The organism is Candidatus Falkowbacteria bacterium (assembly GCA_013336275.1).
In the GTDB taxonomy this organism is placed as follows: domain Bacteria; phylum Patescibacteriota; class Patescibacteriia; order Patescibacteriales; family GWE2-39-37; genus JAAXUA01.
In genome coordinates this window covers 18,508-36,876 of sequence record JAAXUA010000008.1, presented here as the reverse complement: position 1 = coordinate 36,876, position 18,369 = coordinate 18,508, and the positions used below count along the sequence as shown (strand labels likewise).

The 18,369-nt window shown below is 50.4% G+C and carries 13 protein-coding genes; 7 read left to right on the top strand and 6 right to left on the bottom strand.

Annotated elements, in window-relative coordinates; translation table 11 throughout:
- Window positions 1-17: 17 nt before the first annotated feature.
- From HGA34_05665 to HGA34_05655, 3 genes are read right to left on the bottom strand one after another with little or no spacing between them, the layout of a single operon-like run.
- The gene (locus HGA34_05665; protein ID NTW22991.1) at window positions 18-332 is read right to left on the bottom strand and encodes a hypothetical protein; all 315 of its coding nucleotides are present in this window, start codon (window positions 330-332) and stop codon (window positions 18-20) included.
- A gap of 7 nt (window positions 333-339) precedes the next feature.
- Window positions 340-588: a GlsB/YeaQ/YmgE family stress response membrane protein gene (locus tag HGA34_05660; GenBank protein ID NTW22990.1), complete on the bottom strand. Its 249-nt coding sequence runs from the start codon at window positions 586-588 to the stop codon at window positions 340-342.
- 15 nt (window positions 589-603) lie between these two features.
- Window positions 604-966: a YggT family protein gene (locus HGA34_05655; GenBank protein NTW22989.1), complete on the bottom strand. Its 363-nt coding sequence runs from the start codon at window positions 964-966 to the stop codon at window positions 604-606.
- A 443-nt stretch (window positions 967-1,409) separates the two neighbouring features.
- Between HGA34_05655 and HGA34_05650 the strand changes: the two genes are divergently transcribed.
- Window positions 1,410-3,023, top strand: a complete 1,614-nt coding sequence (locus tag HGA34_05650) for a hypothetical protein (GenBank protein ID NTW22988.1) — start codon at window positions 1,410-1,412, stop codon at window positions 3,021-3,023.
- 63 nt (window positions 3,024-3,086) lie between these two features.
- Here the strand turns inward: HGA34_05650 and HGA34_05645 are convergent, their stop codons facing one another.
- Both HGA34_05645 and HGA34_05640 read right to left on the bottom strand, forming a co-directional pair.
- The gene (locus HGA34_05645; GenBank protein ID NTW22987.1) at window positions 3,087-5,162 is read right to left on the bottom strand and encodes a PBP1A family penicillin-binding protein; all 2,076 of its coding nucleotides are present in this window, start codon (window positions 5,160-5,162) and stop codon (window positions 3,087-3,089) included.
- A 164-nt stretch (window positions 5,163-5,326) separates the two neighbouring features.
- Window positions 5,327-5,905 carry a hypothetical protein gene (locus HGA34_05640; GenBank protein ID NTW22986.1) on the bottom strand — a complete coding sequence of 193 codons (579 nt, stop codon included), beginning with the start codon at window positions 5,903-5,905 and terminating at the stop codon, window positions 5,327-5,329.
- Between the two features lie 187 nt (window positions 5,906-6,092).
- Here HGA34_05640 and HGA34_05635 point away from each other — a divergent pair, with 187 nt between their 5' ends.
- The 4 genes from HGA34_05635 (at window position 6,093) to mgtA (ending at window position 14,973) form a co-directional block, all read left to right on the top strand.
- Entirely contained in the window at window positions 6,093-7,763 is a 1,671-nt protein-coding gene (locus HGA34_05635; GenBank protein ID NTW22985.1) for a helix-turn-helix domain-containing protein, read from the top strand.
- 179 nt (window positions 7,764-7,942) lie between these two features.
- Entirely contained in the window at window positions 7,943-9,232 is a 1,290-nt protein-coding gene (locus HGA34_05630; GenBank protein NTW22984.1) for a hypothetical protein, read from the top strand.
- Between the two features lie 4 nt (window positions 9,233-9,236).
- Window positions 9,237-12,329, top strand: a complete 3,093-nt coding sequence (locus HGA34_05625; GenBank protein ID NTW22983.1) for a hypothetical protein — start codon at window positions 9,237-9,239, stop codon at window positions 12,327-12,329.
- A 115-nt stretch (window positions 12,330-12,444) separates the two neighbouring features.
- The gene (mgtA, locus tag HGA34_05620; GenBank protein ID NTW22982.1) at window positions 12,445-14,973 is read left to right on the top strand and encodes a magnesium-translocating P-type ATPase; all 2,529 of its coding nucleotides are present in this window, start codon (window positions 12,445-12,447) and stop codon (window positions 14,971-14,973) included.
- 71 nt (window positions 14,974-15,044) lie between these two features.
- Here mgtA and HGA34_05615 read toward each other — a convergent pair whose 3' ends face one another.
- The gene (locus HGA34_05615) at window positions 15,045-15,356 is read right to left on the bottom strand and encodes a hypothetical protein (GenBank protein NTW22981.1); all 312 of its coding nucleotides are present in this window, start codon (window positions 15,354-15,356) and stop codon (window positions 15,045-15,047) included.
- A gap of 173 nt (window positions 15,357-15,529) precedes the next feature.
- On the opposite strand from HGA34_05615, the gene HGA34_05610 reads away from it, so the two are divergent.
- Together HGA34_05610 and HGA34_05605 are read left to right on the top strand one after the other, a co-directional pair.
- Window positions 15,530-16,516: a hypothetical protein gene (locus HGA34_05610; GenBank protein ID NTW22980.1), complete on the top strand. Its 987-nt coding sequence runs from the start codon at window positions 15,530-15,532 to the stop codon at window positions 16,514-16,516.
- Between the two features lie 100 nt (window positions 16,517-16,616).
- Window positions 16,617-18,332, top strand: a complete 1,716-nt coding sequence (locus HGA34_05605) for a type II/IV secretion system protein (GenBank protein ID NTW22979.1) — start codon at window positions 16,617-16,619, stop codon at window positions 18,330-18,332.
- Window positions 18,333-18,369: the final 37 nt, after the last annotated feature.

Here is an 18,369-nt window from a genome sequence, read left to right as displayed (position 1 = left end):
GTTTTGTTTTGTGGACCCTATTTAATAAAAAGTTCGGCAATATCGACATATTCCTCGAGTGTTCCTTTGAGATATGGTATTAATTTTTCCTGGCTGTTGATTATCTCGGGCAAGTCATGGACTCTGGTGTGGCCGATTTTGAAATCCTCACGGAAATTTAGGCCCAATTCTTCAGCTAGGTTTCTTACGAGTGCTCTTGCCTTGCGGTTTCGCCAGTCAACAATCAAGTCTCCGATGTAGTCAAAACTAATTTCAAATATAACCTCAGGATTTTCTGTGGCGTGCATGTTGTTCAGCTCAGACACGATAATTTTCATCGCCTTGATGTCCATGCAGTTTTTATTTTCTTATGGCCCTGACAATGGCAATCAGTATTACGGCGCCAAGAACAGCCACTAGCATGCTATATAAATTAAAACCAGTCACCCCGCCTTTTCCTATAATGCTCATAACCCAACCTCCCAACACTGCTCCGATAATGCCAACGAGAATGTTAGTCAAAATTCCTTGCTGCGCGTCGGTTTTCATTATTAATGAAGCGATCCAGCCAACAAGTCCACCGAAGATAACCCATGCGATAATTCCCATATGTTTATATTTAGATTAATTATTTTTTTCTTGATCTTTCAATTTACTTGCTGCTTCTGGTGTTGATACGGTTTTACTGATTAGGAGCAATTTTATGATTCCATAAGCCAATAGCCAATATATCAACATTCCCAGAATAGTCGTCCACTCGAAAATGCTGCCCGAAACCTGCGAAGTGCGGAACACTGCCACGAACGGAGCCGTAAATACATAAGACGCATTGTAGACAAAGTCTGTAAAAATGGCACCTGGGTTCGCTCCAAATAATTTTAAAATAAAGCGTAGGGCCAGCAAGGTTTCTATTATTCCGAGCAGATACCAGACGATTTGCGTGCCACGGTAAAGCGGCTTGGTGCTTGGTGAACTGAAAGAGTCCATAAATTTGGGTTAGTTCTAATAATTTAAATGTAACCGTGTCGAGTGAAGAACTTATTAAGGGAAATCATGCAGGTGATTATTTGTAACGTGAATGATTTTGTAAAAACTGATCATGCCGCGCAATTTATCAGTTTTCATCTGAATCAAGCTATTAAAACATTGATATATGCCTCATAACATCTATTATTGCAGCCCTCGCCAAAACGTGACCGGAACTATCATCGTCGATTAAAATACGTTAAAAAACAGCCTCCGTTTGGAGGCTGTTTTGTTTGGAAGAAGCTTGTCATATTCGTCATTATATTGTAAGGTATAACCGTATTTTTGAGGCCTATTCCTTGGGAATAGGCCTTTTGGTTCGTTCAAATAAAGCAGTAAAAGGAGCCTTTCGCAGCCTCGAAACCATTCGCAGTACCACTCTAACCGGAGAACAGGAGGAAACGATGAAGAGAAAGCAAGAAAAAGTCGCCTTATTGTCAGTTTACTACAAGGAAGGGATTGCGGAATTCGCCCAGCAGCTTATTGTCCTCGGTTGGCGTATCCTGGCATCTGCCGGGACATTCAGGCATCTCGATGCCGCCAAAGTGCCGGTCGAAAACGTATCTTCGCTAGTCGGCGGAGATCCGATCCTGGGACACAAAGTCGTGACTCTGTCGCGCGAGCTTCACGCCGGCCTCCTGGCTAGCGCTGAGCTCGAGTCCGAACTGGACGAATTGGAGAGCCTCGGCTTGCCGTTCATCGGCCTGGTTTGCGTGGATCTCTACCCGCTCGAGGAAGAGATCGCCAAGCTCGGCGCTACTCCGGACTCGGTCCGGGCTCAGACCGATATCGGTGGACCGACTATGCTCAGTGCCGGCGCCAAAGGGCAGCGGATAGTCGTCTGTCGCCCTGAAGACCGTGAACCGGTAATCAAGTGGCTCGACGGCGGCCAGCCTGAACGGGAGAATTTCATCGCCGCCTTGGCCGCTCGGGCCGACTTCACCGTCGCCCGCTATCGCCTGCTTTCGGCGCAGTACCACGGCAACGGCCAGTTCGAAGGTATTGTCGGCGAAAAAGTGATCGCCTGTCGGTATGGCGAGAATGCCTACCAGACGCCGGCCGTCATGTACGGCTGTCGGACCGATGACCCGTTAGCGCTCCAGAAGTTCGAGGTAGTGCTGGGAGATCCGGGTTTTAACAACTGGGTCGACGTCGACCGCCTACTCGCCACCATCACGAGGATTGCCGCCACTTTCCACAAGAATCACGATGACGTCCCCTACATTGCCGTCGGCGGCAAGCACGGCAATCCTTGCGGTGCGGCCTATGGCAGCACTACGGAAGAAGTGATCAGGATGATGGTCGAAGGCGAACCGCAGGATCTGTTCGGAGGCTTGGTCATCACCAACTTCGAAATCGGCGAGAGAGAAGCAGAACTGTTACACGCGCACATGGCGGGCAGCGTCCGCCGTGTGCTTGACGGAGTGATCGCCCCGGCCTTTACGGAGGGAGCCATAGAGCATCTGAGGCGCAAGGGCGACAGGTGTTCCTTCATCCGCAACCCGGAACTGGAATTCATCGATGCGAACTCGCTCGATCAGGCTCCGCGTTTCCGTTATGTCCGTGGCGGCTTCCTGACCCAGCCGAATTACTCCTTCGTCCTCGACATCCGTTCAGATGATTGCACTAAATACGGCAAAGCTATCTTCGAGCAGGAAGTCGATATGCTGTTGGCCCATGCCATCAACCAGACTTCCAACAGCAATACCATCACCCTGGTCAAGGACGGGAAGCTGATCGGCAACGGCGTCGGCCAGCAATCACGCGTCGGTGGAGCCAAGCTGGCCATCATGCGTGCCAACAGTGCCGGCCATGATATCGCCGGCGCAGTAGCGGCCAGCGACTCGTTCTTTCCGTTCGTTGATGGAGTCGAGACGCTCATCGATGCCGGAGTGGCGGCTATCGTCTCGACCAGCGGCTCGATACGGGACAAAGAGGTCATCGCTTTCTGCGAAAGCAAAGCGAAGCCCATTTACCTGATTCCGGACAAGATCGGCCGCGGCTTCTTCGGCCACTGAAATAATCTTCCATGCCTTAAAACGGCAATCCCCCGAATTTCGGGGGATTTTTTTATCCAATAATCAAGGCTTAGGTTCGGTCGAAGCGGCTGCACTCAGCTGCTTGACGGCGGGCTTGGGCTGCTTTTTTGGTTTTTTTGAGGCAGCCTTAGGATCGGGCGTGTTGTTTTTAGGGATATTATATGAAGCGAAGAGTTCGAGTTTGCCGATGCGCGCTTCTTTGGGCAGAGGTCGTCCGGTATTCCGGTCTGCCCGGAATTCTGCAATCTCTTTCGGCCGCTTGAAGTCCTTTTTGGGGCGGACAGACAAGACCTGGGAGATGAATTCCCGCCAGATTGGGGCCGCCACCACCGAGCCATCGGCCTTCTGCCCCATCGGCGAGTTGTCGTTGTTGCCGACCCAAACCCCGACAGCCAAGTCCGGCGTGAAGCCGACGGTCCAAGCATCACGGTAATCCTGAGTGGTGCCGGTTTTGACCGCCACCTGCCGTCCGGGTATGGCCAGCTTGTTGCGCGCGCCGAAGATGAATTTGCGCGCTTCATTATCTGAGAGGATGTTGCTGATGAGATAGGCTGCTTGCGGGTTGACGGCCTGCTTGCCCTTCGGCGGTTTCTTTTTAAATATTATCCGGCCAGACGGTTCCTCGATTTTCAGTATCGGTGAAGGGGCTTGATACACCCCCTGGTTGCCGAAAGAGCCTAGGCCGGCAGTGTGCTCGAGCAGCTTGACCTCTGCGCCTCCAAGAACCAGCGCAGGTCCGAAACGTTTGCGGTCCTTCAGGGTAGAGAGCCCAAGCTTCTCGGCGGTGTCGATAGCGGTTTTTATTCCGATGGCGACCAGCACTTTGACGGCAGGCACGTTAAGGGAACCGGAGAGCGCTTGCCTGACGGTAACACGCCCATAGTTACGGCCGGAGTAATTGCGAGGAACGTAGCTGACGCCGTTGTTATAAGCGGCGAAGTTGGTCGGGGCGTCGACAATGACGGTCGAAGGAGAAAAATTTCGTTCCAGGGCCGCAGCATAGACGTAAGGCTTGAATGATGATCCTGGCTGTCGGGGACGCAAAGTGACATTGACGTTGCCATCTTTCGTTTTGAAATAATCGCGGCTACCGACCATTGCCAGGACATCGCCATTGGCCGGGTCGAGAGCGACCAAGGCCGCATTGGTCGCATGGTGTTTTTTTTCATTTATCTTGGCCCGGTCGGCCACGATCCGCTCAGCCAGCTGCTGCTTGTCCAGGTCGAGCGTGGTATAGACTTTCAGGCCTCCGTAACGGACTTTTTCTTCGCCGTACTCTCGGGCTAGTATGTCCAGGACGTAAAAAGCGAAATGGGGCGCTTTGATGGGGTCAGAAATATTATTGAATGAAGGATTGGGGCTGGAGAGCGCTTCACGCGACTCCTTTTCGGAGATATAGTTTTGTTCGCGCATCTTTTCGACAACCATATTGGCACGTTCGTGCAGTTGGTCGACATTGGGACCGTAAGGAGAGTAGATCGTCGGCGCTTTGGGGAGGGCGGCAATGTAGGCAGCTTCCTTGATAGTCAGGTTGGCGGCGCTTTTGCCGAAATAGAGCCGGCTAGCCGCCTCCACGCCATAGGCGGTCGAGCCGTAGGGGATATTATTGAGATAAAGTTCGAGGATTTCGTCCTTGTCGAAACGATATTCGATCTTGATGGCCAGGACCAGCTCTTTGATTTTGCGGACATAAGATGGGTCGCGGTTCAGAAGTATGGTGCGAGCCAGCTGCTGGGTCAGGGTGCTCGCTCCTTGCTTGATCTGCTTGTGCGTATAATTGGCTATAGCCGCCCTGACGATGGCGATCGGGTCGAAGCCATGATGCTGGTAGAAATTCTTGTCCTCGATTGCGACCGTGGCGTCGCGGAGGTATTTGGGCAGGTTTGCCAGAGCGATGTGGGTACGCTTCACTTCGCCGCTAGCTTCGTAAAGCAGGGTGCCGTGCCGGTCGAGTATTTTGGTCGACTGCGGCGCCGAAAACATCACTTCACGCGTCGGGTCAGGCAAAGTGTTGAACAAGAAATAAAGCACGGCCGCGCCGGAAATGAAAATTGTCAGCGCGATCATCGAAGACAAGAGCAAGGCGAGCCGGAAGATCTTTTTGATGGCCCCGAACATTTGATTAAAGCTTAACTCGTCACCGATCGTTATACTTTCATTCTAGTCCTCGTTGCGAGATGAAGCAACTGAATTTTCAGGCAGTGTTTATCGGCATTAGCGAAGACCAAAAAAAGAACCGGTCGTGTTGACCGGTTCGGTGATGCGAATGAGCGATGGTGACGTCAGCTGAGATGCGAAGCGATGATGGTCGGCCGGCCCTGATCGGAGCCGATCAGGATCCAGTCGAGCTCTTTGACGTTGGCGAGGTAGTTCTCGCCAGTAACCGCCTCGATGGCGAGCTGCAGCCAAGGAGAATGCGTGCCCAGGATGACGTTACCGTCAAGTTCGAGCGCCTCTTCAATCGATTCGAAGATATTTTGGTTGAGGGAAAAGTACTGCTCGAAGGTGCAGACTTCCTTCAGGCCTGCCACCTCGGACCCGCCATGCTTCTCGACCGCTGCGACATAGCTCTCGACCTGGAGACCGTATTCATTGAACAGCTGATTTTCTGAACCGAGCCGCCAGTCGCTGGCAAGCACGAGCGGGTCGCATCCGGCGCTCATGGCGATGAGCAGAGCGGTGTGGAGCGACCGCGACATTTCCGATCCGCCGACGAATCTGATTCCCTGGACAAAATCTTCGGGGAGGGTCTGCCAGAGATTGGCGGAGTCTGTCTGGCCTGTGGGGGAGAGGTGGAATTTCTTGCCGGTTTCTTTGCCATTGCCCTTTTGGGCGTGCCTGACTAACAGTACTTGTGCCATGGTCTTTCTCCTTGGGGTGGTTTACGAGGTCTTACCTCGATTTGTGAATGAGCTTAGTGTAATATGCAAATCTAGCATACATTTTGAGTAATGTCAAGAGTATTTATTATATTTTGACTAGTAAACTAGTCAAAAGTATTGACAAATTGAATAGGATTTGCTAGGATATGAATAATCAAGCGAATCTATGTCTAAAATAATCATCAAAATCAATCAGGTGGCCCTAAGATTGGGCAAGTCGATAACCGATATCGCCCACGAGACCGGCCTTAACCGTAATACCGTTACGGCGCTTTATCATGGGAAGGTTGATGGCATAAAGTTCGAGACCTTAACCAAATTTTGTGATCTGTACGACCTTAAGCTGGAGGATGTTTTGGAGTTGGTGGAGGAGTCCCCCATTGCTCATGATTCAACCAATGTCTACAAGCAGGAGGGCGAGGTCATACCTTTTACTGCTTGGTCTTTCGGTATCCAGGTGGCGGACCTGAATCGGAAGTATTTCAAGAACGATTATGGCGTGGCTTACGGTTATTGGCGCGGGCCATATATGGAGGCGTTCTGGTCTATCAGCAATGTAAACGCTCTTGCCGCTGAAGTTTACGAGCGATTCCAGCGTCCGCAAGACATGGACGGTTTTTTTGCGGAATATCTGAAAACGGCCAAAGTTTTCGAAGACTATTATCTGGCTCATGACGAGACAGCCTTCAGCGGCGTTTCCGAAAAGGAAATGTTGGAGTTCTTTAGCAAAATCCGTAAGGCTTACTATGACTTCTGGGGCTTGTCTCTATTCATTGATGCTTTCGACTCCGGTTTCGACCAGAAAAAAATTAACGAAATCGCCAAACGGCATGATTTTACGCTGGATGAGGTCGGACTGCTGACGACTCCTTTTGAAATGACATTCAATAATGACAGGCTATTGGAATTGTTCGAGCTGGTTGCTACGTTCAAGAAGCAGAAAAAACATAAGACGGTCAGCAGCTTCGTTGCAAATTTTCCAGAAGCCATTTCGTATAGGAAAAAGTTCGGCTATTATAAATCGAATTATTGCTATGTCAAAAGCATCACCCCCGAAGAGCAGGCGCAGGAAATCGAAAATTGGCTGGCGGATGAAGCCGAATTCAAGAAGCAGTTCAAGGATTTGAAGAATTATTCCAAATCGAGACAGGACAGGATAGGGGAGCTGCTCAAGAAAAAGCGGCTCAAAGAAAATCCGTTGTATTTCTTCCAAAAATTGACCTTTTGGCGCGAACACCGCAAGAAAGCCAATCTGATGGGTATCCATCTGCTTTTCAGCGTATTGGGATATCTGGAGAAGAGCACCGGAATAAAAATGGAATATCTGAAGTTCATCAATCTCGATGAGGTCGAGCCGGTCCTCCGAGGCTCGATAACCCAGGAGATATTGAAAAACCGATACGAGAACGGCATGTTCGCCACCTTCAACGCCGACGGCTACAAGATGGTGACCGGCAAGGAGGCGGAATCCCTGCGGAACCAGCTTAATCAGGAGCCTGGCCACGGCCAAGATAAGATCTTGACCGGCCAAGTCGCAAGCCAAGGCTACGCACGCGGACGCGCCCGGGTGATCTTGAGCCAAAATGATTTTTCCAAATTCAAAGAAGGAGAAATATTGGTGACGAGCATGACTCGGCCGGAGTACTTGCCGATAATGAAGATGGCGGCCGCCTTTGTGACCAACGAGGGAGGTATTACCTGCCATGCCGCCATCGTGGCAAGGGAGCTGGGCAAACCCTGCATCATCGGAACGCGGAACGCGACCCAGATCATAAAGGACGGCGATTTGGTCGAGGTCCGCGCCAATCATGGCACGGTCAGGATTCTGAGCGTTTAAAGGAACGGCTGGCTTGTCTCCTAGGGATAAGCCGCAATATCTAGTATCATAAGAATATGAATAGCTTAATAGAAGAATTCGGCATCGGCACCGAAGCGGATCAATTGTTCTCTTTCAGCGGTGCGTACGCCCCGCTTTTCGCGGCTGTTCCCTGGACTTATGCCGGGGACCAGAACGGTATGTATGTCCTCGGTTTGTGCCAGGGGCGGAATTGCCATGTGGCTGTGAGTATGGACAAATATAAGGCACAGGCTTTGAAGGCGGTGAAAAAAGTGATCAGCCAGGAAAGCTCTCTGGCTGGTTTAAGGTCGGCTTACGACAAAAATGCTGCAGAAGCCCAGGAGCTGTATGATCAAACGATAGGCCGGACAAGCTTCCGAGGCTTTACGACGCCTGAATTGAAAAAGACAATAAAAGAGACAGCTGACCTGATGTCGCGAATAATCAAAGACTCGGTCTACATAGAAGTTTTCGATAAGGATATTCTGATTGAAGCAGCCGACAAAGAAACGGTTGGCGCGATATTGTCCGTCTGGGAGGAGGTTACCAGCCCGACATTCGCGACTTTCGAACATCGACACAATGCTTATATCATAAAAACAGTTGAGACTCACGGTTTGGAAAAATCGGTCGACCTGGCAAAATATATTTTTACTGATTATTTTTCAGTCCAAGATGATGGGCAGGCAATGGAAATGATTGGGGAGGTGTTCAAAAATAAGACTTCGGCTCTTAAGGAAGCGGAAGCGCAGCTGGAGTCGGCTAGGGAAAATCAGCGGAGAATCTCCGAATTGACTGTTGGTTTTTCAGCCTCATCCAAGTTGCTGGTCGGGTACGTCAGCTTAGTAATGGAGCTACGGGATTTGCGAAAGGATCCGTTGGCTCAGGCCCAGACTGTAATCTACTCATGCGCACGAGAGCTGTTGGATCGCCTCGGCTTGGGTGAGATAAGTGCCTCGGGCTTTTTACCGCATGAGTTGGCGATGTTTGACGAAACTGCTGTCTCGGCGATCAAGGAATCCGCTCTGAAGAGGGCCAAGGGGTTCGCATATCTGGTCAGACCTGACAATTCCGCCTCGTGCGCCGCGGTCGAGTTCGCGCCCGCCTTGCAGGAATTGAACGCTTTGGTTTTCGATCAGGGAGATGAGGTCATAGAAATCAAAGGCTCTCCGGCCTCGCGCGGGATAGCCAAGGGGAGGGTACGGATCGTCATTGATGCGCAAGCCGCTGTTTTTGAAGACGGTGAAATATTGGTAACCGGCATGACCCGTCCGGAATTCGTGCCGTTGATGAAGCGGGCTGCAGCCATCATAACTAATGAAGGCGGTATCACCTGCCACGCGGCAATCGTTAGCCGGGAGTTGGGCATACCCTGCGTTATCGGCACTAAAATCGCCACAAGGGCGCTGAAGGATGGAGACCTGGTGGAGGTCGACGCGAATGCCGGGGTTATTAAGATATTAAATTAAGCGCGTGAATATAATAAAGTTTGACCAGCTATCAAAAGAGGACACCGCCCTGGCGGGCGGCAAAGGAGCTTCTTTGGGAGAGATGACGCAAGCCGGAATGCCAGTGCCGCCAGGTTTTGTGGTGGTGGCTGGGGCGTTCGACCGTTTCGTTGAGGGCGCCGGTTTGGACCGGAAAATCGAGGAGGCTTTAGCCGGAGTCGACGTCGAGACGTCGACCACGATTGATCAAGCCTCAGAGTCGATCCGCCAGCTGATACTCGATGCATCGATGCCTGATGACACTCGCGAAGAGATCGAAATGGAATTCAAGACGCTCGGCGCCGAGCTGATTGCTGTCCGTTCCTCGGCAACGGCCGAGGACTCATCCTCCGCTTCTTGGGCAGGCGAGCTGGAAACATATCTCAACGTCACCTCGGAAAACCTGATCGAGTCGGTCAAGCTTTGCTGGTCTTCGCTTTTCACGCCGAGGGCGATATTTTACAGATTTGAAAAGGGCTTGGATACGCAGAAGGTTTCAGTGGCCGTAGTCGTTCAGAAGATGGTGCAGTCCGAGGTGTCGGGTATCGCTTTCACTGTTCATCCGGTGACCGAGGATTACGACCGGATGATTATCGAGGCTGGCTATGGCTTGGGCGAGGCGATCGTCGGCGGTATGATTACCCCGGATTCTTATGTTATCGAGAAAAAAAGTTTGGGCATAGAAGATAAATATATCTCGAACCAGCAGATGATGATCGTTCGCAGCCCCGAGGGCACCAGCGAGCGAACCGTGCCAGCCGAAAAACAAGAAATACAGAAACTGGCCGACGACGAAATTAAGGAATTGGCGCAAATCTGCCTTAATATTGAAAGGCATTATGGTTTTCCTTGCGATATCGAGTGGGCCTTCGAGGCCGGCAAGCTATATATCACCCAGTCGCGTCCGATTACGACATTATCCAGCGCAGGCGAGGCCAACAAAAATGAAGAGAAGCATCTGTTTAAGAAAATCGAAAGCCGTTCTCTTTCCTTGACCGCCATTCGCGTTTGGTATTTGAGCGACCGGCATGGCCTGGAGGCACATACCGGGGGCACGATGTTTTTTGAACCGCTGTTCATCCACGAAGACGGCCGAGGTGTCAGCGTCTATTATGATTTTACCGATCCTAAACAGGACCCTAAGCATTTGTTGCCTTATTTTTTTGAGAACATGGATAAGTTTGTGCGCCTGGCGAGCGAATATGAAAGCGATTGCCAGGAGATTTTGCGACTGATCAGCCAAGGACGGGAGGCTGATTTCAAAAAAGTGTTTGATTTGGTTGTCCGAACCTGGCCGATGTTGGCGATAAGCGACGTAGTTGGCGCCATGGAGGGTGAGGACAAATATCGGCCATTGATCAAACGGGCATATGAGCTTCGGGTGAAGCATGATACGGTGGTCTACAAAGCTGAGGAGTTTTTATTAAGAATAATATCTGAGTCATTAGGCACGCATGGCGCAGATTTAGCTCAGTATGTCCTGCCGGAGGAGTTCATCGAAGGAGCAGTGCCAGGGATCGCAATACTGCAGCAAAGAAAGAGGCGGTATGTTTATTTTGAAGGCTCATTGGCAACTGACTTCGATATCGAAAGCTTCTGTCATGAACGCAACATAAATCTTGAACGGACCGATGTGCTAGGAACCAAGGAATCTTTCACGGGCACGGTGGCGTATAAGGGAAAGGCTGTTGGCCGAGTGGTCCTGGTTTTTGAAAAATCGCAAGTCGGCAAAGTCGAGAAAGGCGATATTCTGGTGACACCGATGACAACCCCGGATTTTCTGCCGGCCATGAAAAAAGCCGCCGCTTTCGTCACTGATGAAGGTGGGGCAACCTGTCACGCGGCCATCATTGCTCGTGAGATGGGCAAACCCTGCATCATAGGAACTAAATTGGCGACCAGCGTATTGAAGGATGGGGACCTGGTAGAGGTGGATGCGGATAATGGCAGAGTCGATATACTGGAGCGGTTAGTTTCGTCTCAGGATATCGAGAAGGAATTGGAACTGTTTGAGATGTCTAAGCATGTCAGCTACCCGTTCATACCAGCAATATGCTTCGAATCCAGCAGTAAGGGTTATGTTGATAATCCTTATCTTGCGAAGTATGGTGCAGCATCTGGCCAGAATTTTGTCAGCTTGCTCGACGGTACATACGAGGCTTGGGGTGACTGGTCGAAGCGCTTTTTGATAAAGTCCAGTGAGCTTGCTAATGAGGTAATCGGTGAGTGTGACAAGTTTCTCTATAAAAATAATCCTCACATCGAGAGTTTGGTAAATCAAGAGTTCCACAGCCTATCGCCTGCAGAAGTTAACGCAACCCTAAGGGAACTAGATTCGATTATTACGGATTTATATCATCTATATATATTTTTCATCGACGAATGTTTTGAAGTCGATGATGACGCGCTCAATGAGAAGTTGCCAGAAGTGCGGATGATATTATCTGATTGCGCGTCCAGGCTGTATGAAGGATGCGACAAGGTTATCGAAGCGTTGTCGGGCTTGTATCCTGAAATCCCATGGAAAGCGTTCACTTTTGCCACAGTCGAAGAAATCGGGCGGCTCACGGCAAACCCCAAAGAAGAAATCTCGGCTTTTGCTAAAATCGAAAATCGTCCCATCGTCTTTGTTGCCATAAACAACCGGTTGCGTTCTTTTGTCGGCCAAGAAGCTGCAGGAGTTATCGCTTTCATTAAGAATCGCGATGTAGTTGGAGAATTGAAAGAAGCGGCAGCGCGCCAAATGTCTTTTTCCGGTACTACAGCGCATAAAGGTTCGGCAACTGGGGCAGTTGTTGTTATTAAGGAAGCGGATTACAAGAACGCTGCTGAAATAATCGGCCACAAGAAGGATTATGTTTTAGTAACCCCGATGACCAGGCCAGAAATTATGAACATTATCAAGGACGCAGTAGCCATTATCACTGACGAGGGCGGCATCACTTGCCATGCGGCCATAGTGGCGCGCGAATTGAAAAAGCCTTGCATCGTCGGAACCAAGATTGCGACTAGCATACTGAAAAGTGGAGATTTGGTGGAGGTTGATGCTGATAGCGGAACGGTAAGAATTTTAAAATAACTGACCCGCAAAAGCCGCCGGTTATCCGGCGGCTTTTTTGTTTGGCCGAAACATTGTATAATATAGCCATAAACATTTCACTCATCCGTAAGCAAAGGAGGATGAATTCTTTTTTATGGCAATCAATGACAGCGATTTGAAAAACATCGGCCTTTCTTCGGCTGAAGCAAGAAAAAGGCTCAAAGAGCAGGGAGAAAATGCGATAGCCAAAAAGAAACAGATCGGCCCACTGCTGGTCTTTATCAGCAAATTCAACAATCCGCTTTTTTTGCTGATGATCGTCATTTCCACCGTCTCGTTCGCAATGGGGCAGCGTGCCAGCGCCGTCATTGTGATGATGATGATCTTCCTGGCCGGTGTCCTGGACTTCGTCAATACCTATAAATCGCAGAAAGTGGTCGAGAAGCTGGCTTCGACAGTCACCTCTAAGGTGACAGCCATCAGGGATGGCGCCAAGGCGGAAATCGATTCCAAGCAGATAGTCGTCGGCGATGTCGTCTTCCTATCTGCCGGCAACGTCGTTCCTGCCGACTGTATGATCGTCGATAGTGACGATTTTTTCGTGAACCAATCTTCTCTCACGGGCGAATCGATACCGGTGGAAAAGGTCGCTTCCGGCGATGAAGCCCTGACCTGCAACAATGTCGAAAATCACTGCCTCGCCTTTATGGGTACGAGCGTGGTTAGCGGCTTCGCCTACTGCGAAGTGACGCAGACCGGCGAAAAGACCCAGTTCGGCAAGATTGTCCAGGAACTGAACAAGGCCGAGCCGAAAACCGATTTCGAGATCAATATCATGAAATTCAGCCTGTTCGTAATGAAGGTGATTTTCTATATGGTCAGCTTCGTCATCGCGGTCTATCTGATAAAGAACTCGACCAACCTGACCACGGGAGTCATCCTCCAGGCCTTCAGCTTCGCATTGGCGATTACCATCGGCGTGACGCCCGATATGTTGCCGATGATCATCACCGTCTGCCTGAGCAAGGGATCGCAGCAGATGGCTAAAAAGAACGTTATCGTCAAGCAGCTTACTTCGATCGAGAATTTCGGCAGCATGGACATCTTGTGCACTGACAAGACGGGCACGTTGACCCAGGATCATATCACTTTGGTCAAATATATCGATTATCTAGGGCGCGATTCGGCTAAGGCTTTGAAGTTGGGACACTTGACCAGCCATTTTCACACCGGCATCACCAATCCGCTCGATAACGCAATTAATGACTATAAGGATATCGATGTTTCCGACTACAAGAAGATTGATGAGATCCCTTACGATTTTTCGCGCAAGCGCAGTTCGATGGTGGTGGAAACGGGCGGCAAGAGACTGCTGATTACCAAGGGGGCACCGGAAGAGATTTTGAAAATCTGCACCAAGTTCGAACTGGATGGGCACATCAGCAGCGGTATCTCCGAAATGGAAGTGATCAAGAAGCAGTTCACCGACCTGAGCGCTGATGGCTTCCGCGTTCTCGGATTATGTTATCGCGAGCTGCCGAGCGACAAGGTGACGCGCTACAGCAAGAAAATAGAAGAAGAGATGATTTTTTCGGGCTTTTTGGCCTTCCTCGATCCCCCCAAAGAAAGCGTCAGGCAGACCTTGGTGGAGCTGGAAGAGCTCGGCATCCAAGTTAAGATTTTGACTGGAGACAATGACATCCTGTCACAAAAGATATGTCGCGACATCGGCCTGGAGATAAAGGGCGTCCTGACTGGAGAGCAGATCAGGAAGATGGATGACATGGTTTTGAGCAGGAAGATCTCCGAGACTGCGCTTTTCGCTCGCATCACCCCGGACCAGAAGGAACGCATCATCCTGCTTCTGAAAAAACAAGGCAAGACCGTCGGCTTCATGGGTGATGGCATCAATGATGCACCGGCGCTCAAGGCCGCCGATGTCGGCATTTCGGTCAACAACGCCGTCGACATCGCCAAGGACACGGCCGATATCATCTTGATGGAGAAAAGCCTGGAGTCCTTGAAGGACGGCGTTATCGAAGGACGTAAGACTTTCCACAACACTATGAAATACGTATTGATGGGCCTGTCATCAAATTTCGGCAATATGTTCTCGATGATGGGCGCGGTGACCTTTTTGCCATTCCTGCCGATGATGCCCGCGCAGATACTCTTCAATAACCTCATTTACGATTTCGCCCAGTTTTCCTTGCCGACCGACTCAGTCGATGAGGATGACCTGCGCAAGCCGGCCCACTGGGACTTGTCTTTCATCCGCAAATACATGACCGTTTTCGGTCTGATCAGTTCGGCTTTCGATTTCCTGACATTCTATCTCCTTTTCTTCGTCTATCGCCTGACCGAGCACCAATTCCAGACCGGCTGGTTCATCGAATCGATAGCGACTCAGGTTTTCGTCATCTATATCATCCGGACCAAGAAGACACCTTTTTTTGAGAGCCGTCCGAGCAAGGCCTTGTTCCTAACCACTTTGTCCGCCGTCGTATTCGCCTGGAGCATCCAGTTCACTCCTCTGGGCACGTTGCTGGAATTCGACCGCCTGCCGATGTATATCATGGTCATCATCGCTAGCTACGTCCTTGTTTACCTGGGTTTAGTGGAAGTTGCCAAGAAGATTTTTTACAAGCTTCACAATCGGAGATTGGCCAAAGCGGCTGCATAGCGCAAGATAAAATTACAGATAAAAAAACGCCCCCGAGAGTATCGGGGGCTTTTTGCAGGCGGAAGGGGCGGTCAGTTGAGGCTGACTTTCAGAACCTTTTTGCCATCGGTCAGTTTGACCGTTCGGCTGTAAGGGGTGAGGTCGGCCTCAAGCTGGATAAGTTTCTGCTCTTTGAGCCATTTCGGGTCGATTGACCCATCGGCGGAGAGCAGCTCTTCCATGCGTCCGGCAATCGGCCGGAATTCGCTCTTGCTGAGCTGGCCGCGTTCGAACGCGAGCCGGATGGAGACATCAGCGAAAGTTGTGTCGGACTGGCTGGCGGCGGCGATGCTGGCAAGCATCATGGCAGAAGCGAATACGGCGGCGATTGCGGTTTTTTTCATGGAAAATCTCCTTGTGTGGTGGGGTGTTGAATATGTGCAAATAATTATTAATAATACCATATATATTACTATTTGTCAATAACCATGATCCGCTTCTAGGGTGTCTATTTTGTCCTTTCTCTGTTTGTGTTATAATAATGATATATTAATTATAAAATTTAAGGGGGAATTTTATGTCCTTGTATCGAAACATTTTGAAGCAAGCCTGGGGGTTGAGCTGGAGTCATAAGTACCTCTGGTTCTTCGGCCTATTCGCCGCCATGATCGGCACCGGCGAGTACGAAATCGTCAGCCAGAGCATGTCGGGCATGCCGAATTTCGGCATTATCGATACCTTGAATCGCTACGCGCAGACCAACGTTTTTAGCGGGCAGACCGCAGCGACTCTCAAGGCTTTCATGTTGAACGATCCGGCCTCGTTCGTGCTGTTCGTTGCCATGACTCTGCTTTTGCTGTTCGTGACGATCTTCATCCTTTGGCTGACTATAGTTTCCCAGGGCTCGCTGGTGCATAACGCGACCCAGATCTATTTGAAAAAGAACCACGATTTCAAAGCCGGACTCGAGGTCGGCATGAATAATTTCTGGACCCTGGCCGGATTGAACGTCATTATCAAATTCGTCATTTACTTCTGCCTGATACTCATGAGCATTCCGGTCGCGTTAAGCTTCAAGCACGTCGGTCTTGTCGGTCTGAATTTCATTTACCTTTTCAGTTTCCTCATCTTTATCCCGATTGCGGTTGTCCTAACCTTCATCATTAAGTACGCCATGGCCTACCGCATCATCAAAGGTGATGAATTCTATACCGCCCTGAGGCGGGGGTGGAACCTGTTCCTCGATAATTGGCTGGTCAGCCTAGAGATGGCCTTCATCCTCTTCTTCATTACTTTTGTCGCGGGTTTTTCCATCCTGATTATCCTGTTGGCCCTGGCTATACCGTTCCTGTTCTTATCGCTGCTAGTTTATTACACTATTTCTGCTGCTGCTTCTTCCTTGGTTTTTGCCTTGGCCCTTATTATCGGCATCTTTGTCGTAGCGGCTTTCGGCTCGCTGATCACCGTTTTCCAGATCAGCGCTTGGACCGGCCTCTTTTTGGAGCTGACCGGTAAGGGCGGAGTCAGCAAGCTGGTGCGGTTGTTCGACGGTTGGACCAAATAGTATATTCATAAAATCGGCATAGCACCTGCCAGCCCTTTGGTTTGGCAGGTGCGCTTTATTAGAAAGGCTTTTTTTGGTATGATAGCTAAAGAATACATATATGAATAAGGACAAATCAGTACAATCGATCGAGGACCTGATCAGGGCCTCGAAGGGCAAGGTCAGTGATGATGACAATTCTGCCACATCGAAGTTCGCTGCCAAGCAGGCTGATATCACCAAGAAAGACGTCGAGCGCGAGGCCGAACTCGCCGCCGCCGCCTATGGTTTGTCATATTTCAACGTGTTCAAGTTTCCTATCAGCCCGGAAGCGATCCAGCTTATTACTGAAGAGGAGTCGAAGCGCCTGGGCTTGGTCTGCTTCTATTATGACGGCGCCAAGATTAATGCCGCGACCAACCAGCCGACCAATCCTGAAGTCATGGAAAAGTTCAAGGAGCTTATGGATGAGCACCACTGCCGGGGCGTATTATATTATGTCTCGGCTAACAGTATGAAGTACGCTTTCGATTTTTATGAGAAGCTGCCAAAGCGGATCGTGCAATCGCGCGGCCTGACGATCGAGGAGTCCGACCTGGACAAGTATAGCGAAACTTTCACCTCATTCACGGATTTGCAAAAACAAATCAATACAGGGCAGGTGTCGGAAATCATCAAAGTGATCATGGCTGCAGCCGTCAAATCCGGTACTTCGGACATGCACATCGAGGCTGAGGAAGTCGCCATCAAGGTCCGCTTCCGCCTTGACGGCGTGCTGCATGAGGTTGCCAGCCTGGAGTCCGATCTGTGGAAAAAAATAATTTCCCGCCTCAAGGGCTTGGCGAAGGTAAAGATAAATATCATCAACCGCCCTCAAGACGGGCGCATTTCTATAAATACCAGCAAAGAAAGGATCGATATCCGCGTTTCCTTTTTGCCGACCGCCTACGGCGAAAGCGTCGTCATGCGTTTCTTGCGCTCGAGTTCGGTCGGCCTGGGTTTTGAGGAGCTAGGTATAAGGGCTTCGGCTTTCGAGCAGCTCAAGCGTGAGGTTGAGCGGCCGAACGGTATGATCGTCACTACTGGACCGACCGGATCAGGTAAGACGACTACGCTGTACGCTATCCTGAAAAAGCTTAATGACTCCGAGACCAAAATTATTACAGTGGAAGACCCGATCGAATATCAGCTCAAGGGAGTCAACCAATCGCAGACCGGTCCGAATTATACTTTTGCTCAGGCTCTGCGTTCTATCGTCCGGCAAGACCCGGACGTGATCATGGTCGGTGAAATCCGCGATTTGGAAACGGCCGAGGTGGCCATTCAGGCCGCACTGACCGGCCACGTAGTGCTTTCTACTATCCATACCAACGATGCGGCTGGCGCCGTACCGCGCTTCATGTCCATGGGCGTAAAACCCTTCCTTTTGGCTCCAGCCATCAACGCGGTCATCGGCCAGCGCTTGGTGCGGCGCATCTGCCAGGAGTGCAAGCAGGAGGTCGTGCCTTCGGCCGAGTATCTCCAGCGAGCCAAAGATCTGATCGAGAAGCTTCCCGCTGGGGAAAAATCAACGATCGATATGGACAACCTCAAGTTCTATGAAGGCAAGGGCTGCGACCGCTGCCAAGGCATCGGTTTCAAGGGCCGAGTCGGTATTTATGAAATAATGACCATGAACCCAGAAATCGAGAAGATGATCCTGTCGGGCAATGTCAGCGAATATGATATGCGTGATGTGGCCATGCGCTTCGGTATGGTCATGATGGCTCAAGATGGCGTCATCAAAGCGTTGATGGGCCAGACCAGCCTGGAAGAAGTCTTCCGTGTAGCGGAATAGGTTTCAAGGCTAAAGGCTAATTTCTAAAGGCTAAATG

What these genes read in the sequence shown, in the direction of transcription:
- HGA34_05655 (NTW22989.1), bottom strand. Translation starts at nt 966, where the DNA reads ATGGACTCTTTCAGTTCACCAAGCACCAAGCCGCTTTACCGTGGCACG.
- HGA34_05615 (NTW22981.1), bottom strand. Translation starts at nt 15,356, where the DNA reads ATGAAAAAAACCGCAATCGCCGCCGTATTCGCTTCTGCCATGATGCTT.
- HGA34_05630 (NTW22984.1), top strand. Translation starts at nt 7,943, where the DNA reads ATGTATGTCCTCGGTTTGTGCCAGGGGCGGAATTGCCATGTGGCTGTG.
- HGA34_05610 (NTW22980.1), top strand. Translation starts at nt 15,530, where the DNA reads ATGTCCTTGTATCGAAACATTTTGAAGCAAGCCTGGGGGTTGAGCTGG.
- HGA34_05650 (NTW22988.1), top strand. Translation starts at nt 1,410, where the DNA reads ATGAAGAGAAAGCAAGAAAAAGTCGCCTTATTGTCAGTTTACTACAAG.
- HGA34_05660 (NTW22990.1), bottom strand. Translation starts at nt 588, where the DNA reads ATGGGAATTATCGCATGGGTTATCTTCGGTGGACTTGTTGGCTGGATC.
- mgtA (NTW22982.1), top strand. Translation starts at nt 12,445, where the DNA reads ATGGCAATCAATGACAGCGATTTGAAAAACATCGGCCTTTCTTCGGCT.
- HGA34_05665 (NTW22991.1), bottom strand. Translation starts at nt 332, where the DNA reads ATGGACATCAAGGCGATGAAAATTATCGTGTCTGAGCTGAACAACATG.
- HGA34_05605 (NTW22979.1), top strand. Translation starts at nt 16,617, where the DNA reads ATGAATAAGGACAAATCAGTACAATCGATCGAGGACCTGATCAGGGCC.
- HGA34_05640 (NTW22986.1), bottom strand. Translation starts at nt 5,905, where the DNA reads ATGGCACAAGTACTGTTAGTCAGGCACGCCCAAAAGGGCAATGGCAAA.
- HGA34_05645 (NTW22987.1), bottom strand. Translation starts at nt 5,162, where the DNA reads ATGTTCGGGGCCATCAAAAAGATCTTCCGGCTCGCCTTGCTCTTGTCT.
- HGA34_05635 (NTW22985.1), top strand. Translation starts at nt 6,093, where the DNA reads ATGTCTAAAATAATCATCAAAATCAATCAGGTGGCCCTAAGATTGGGC.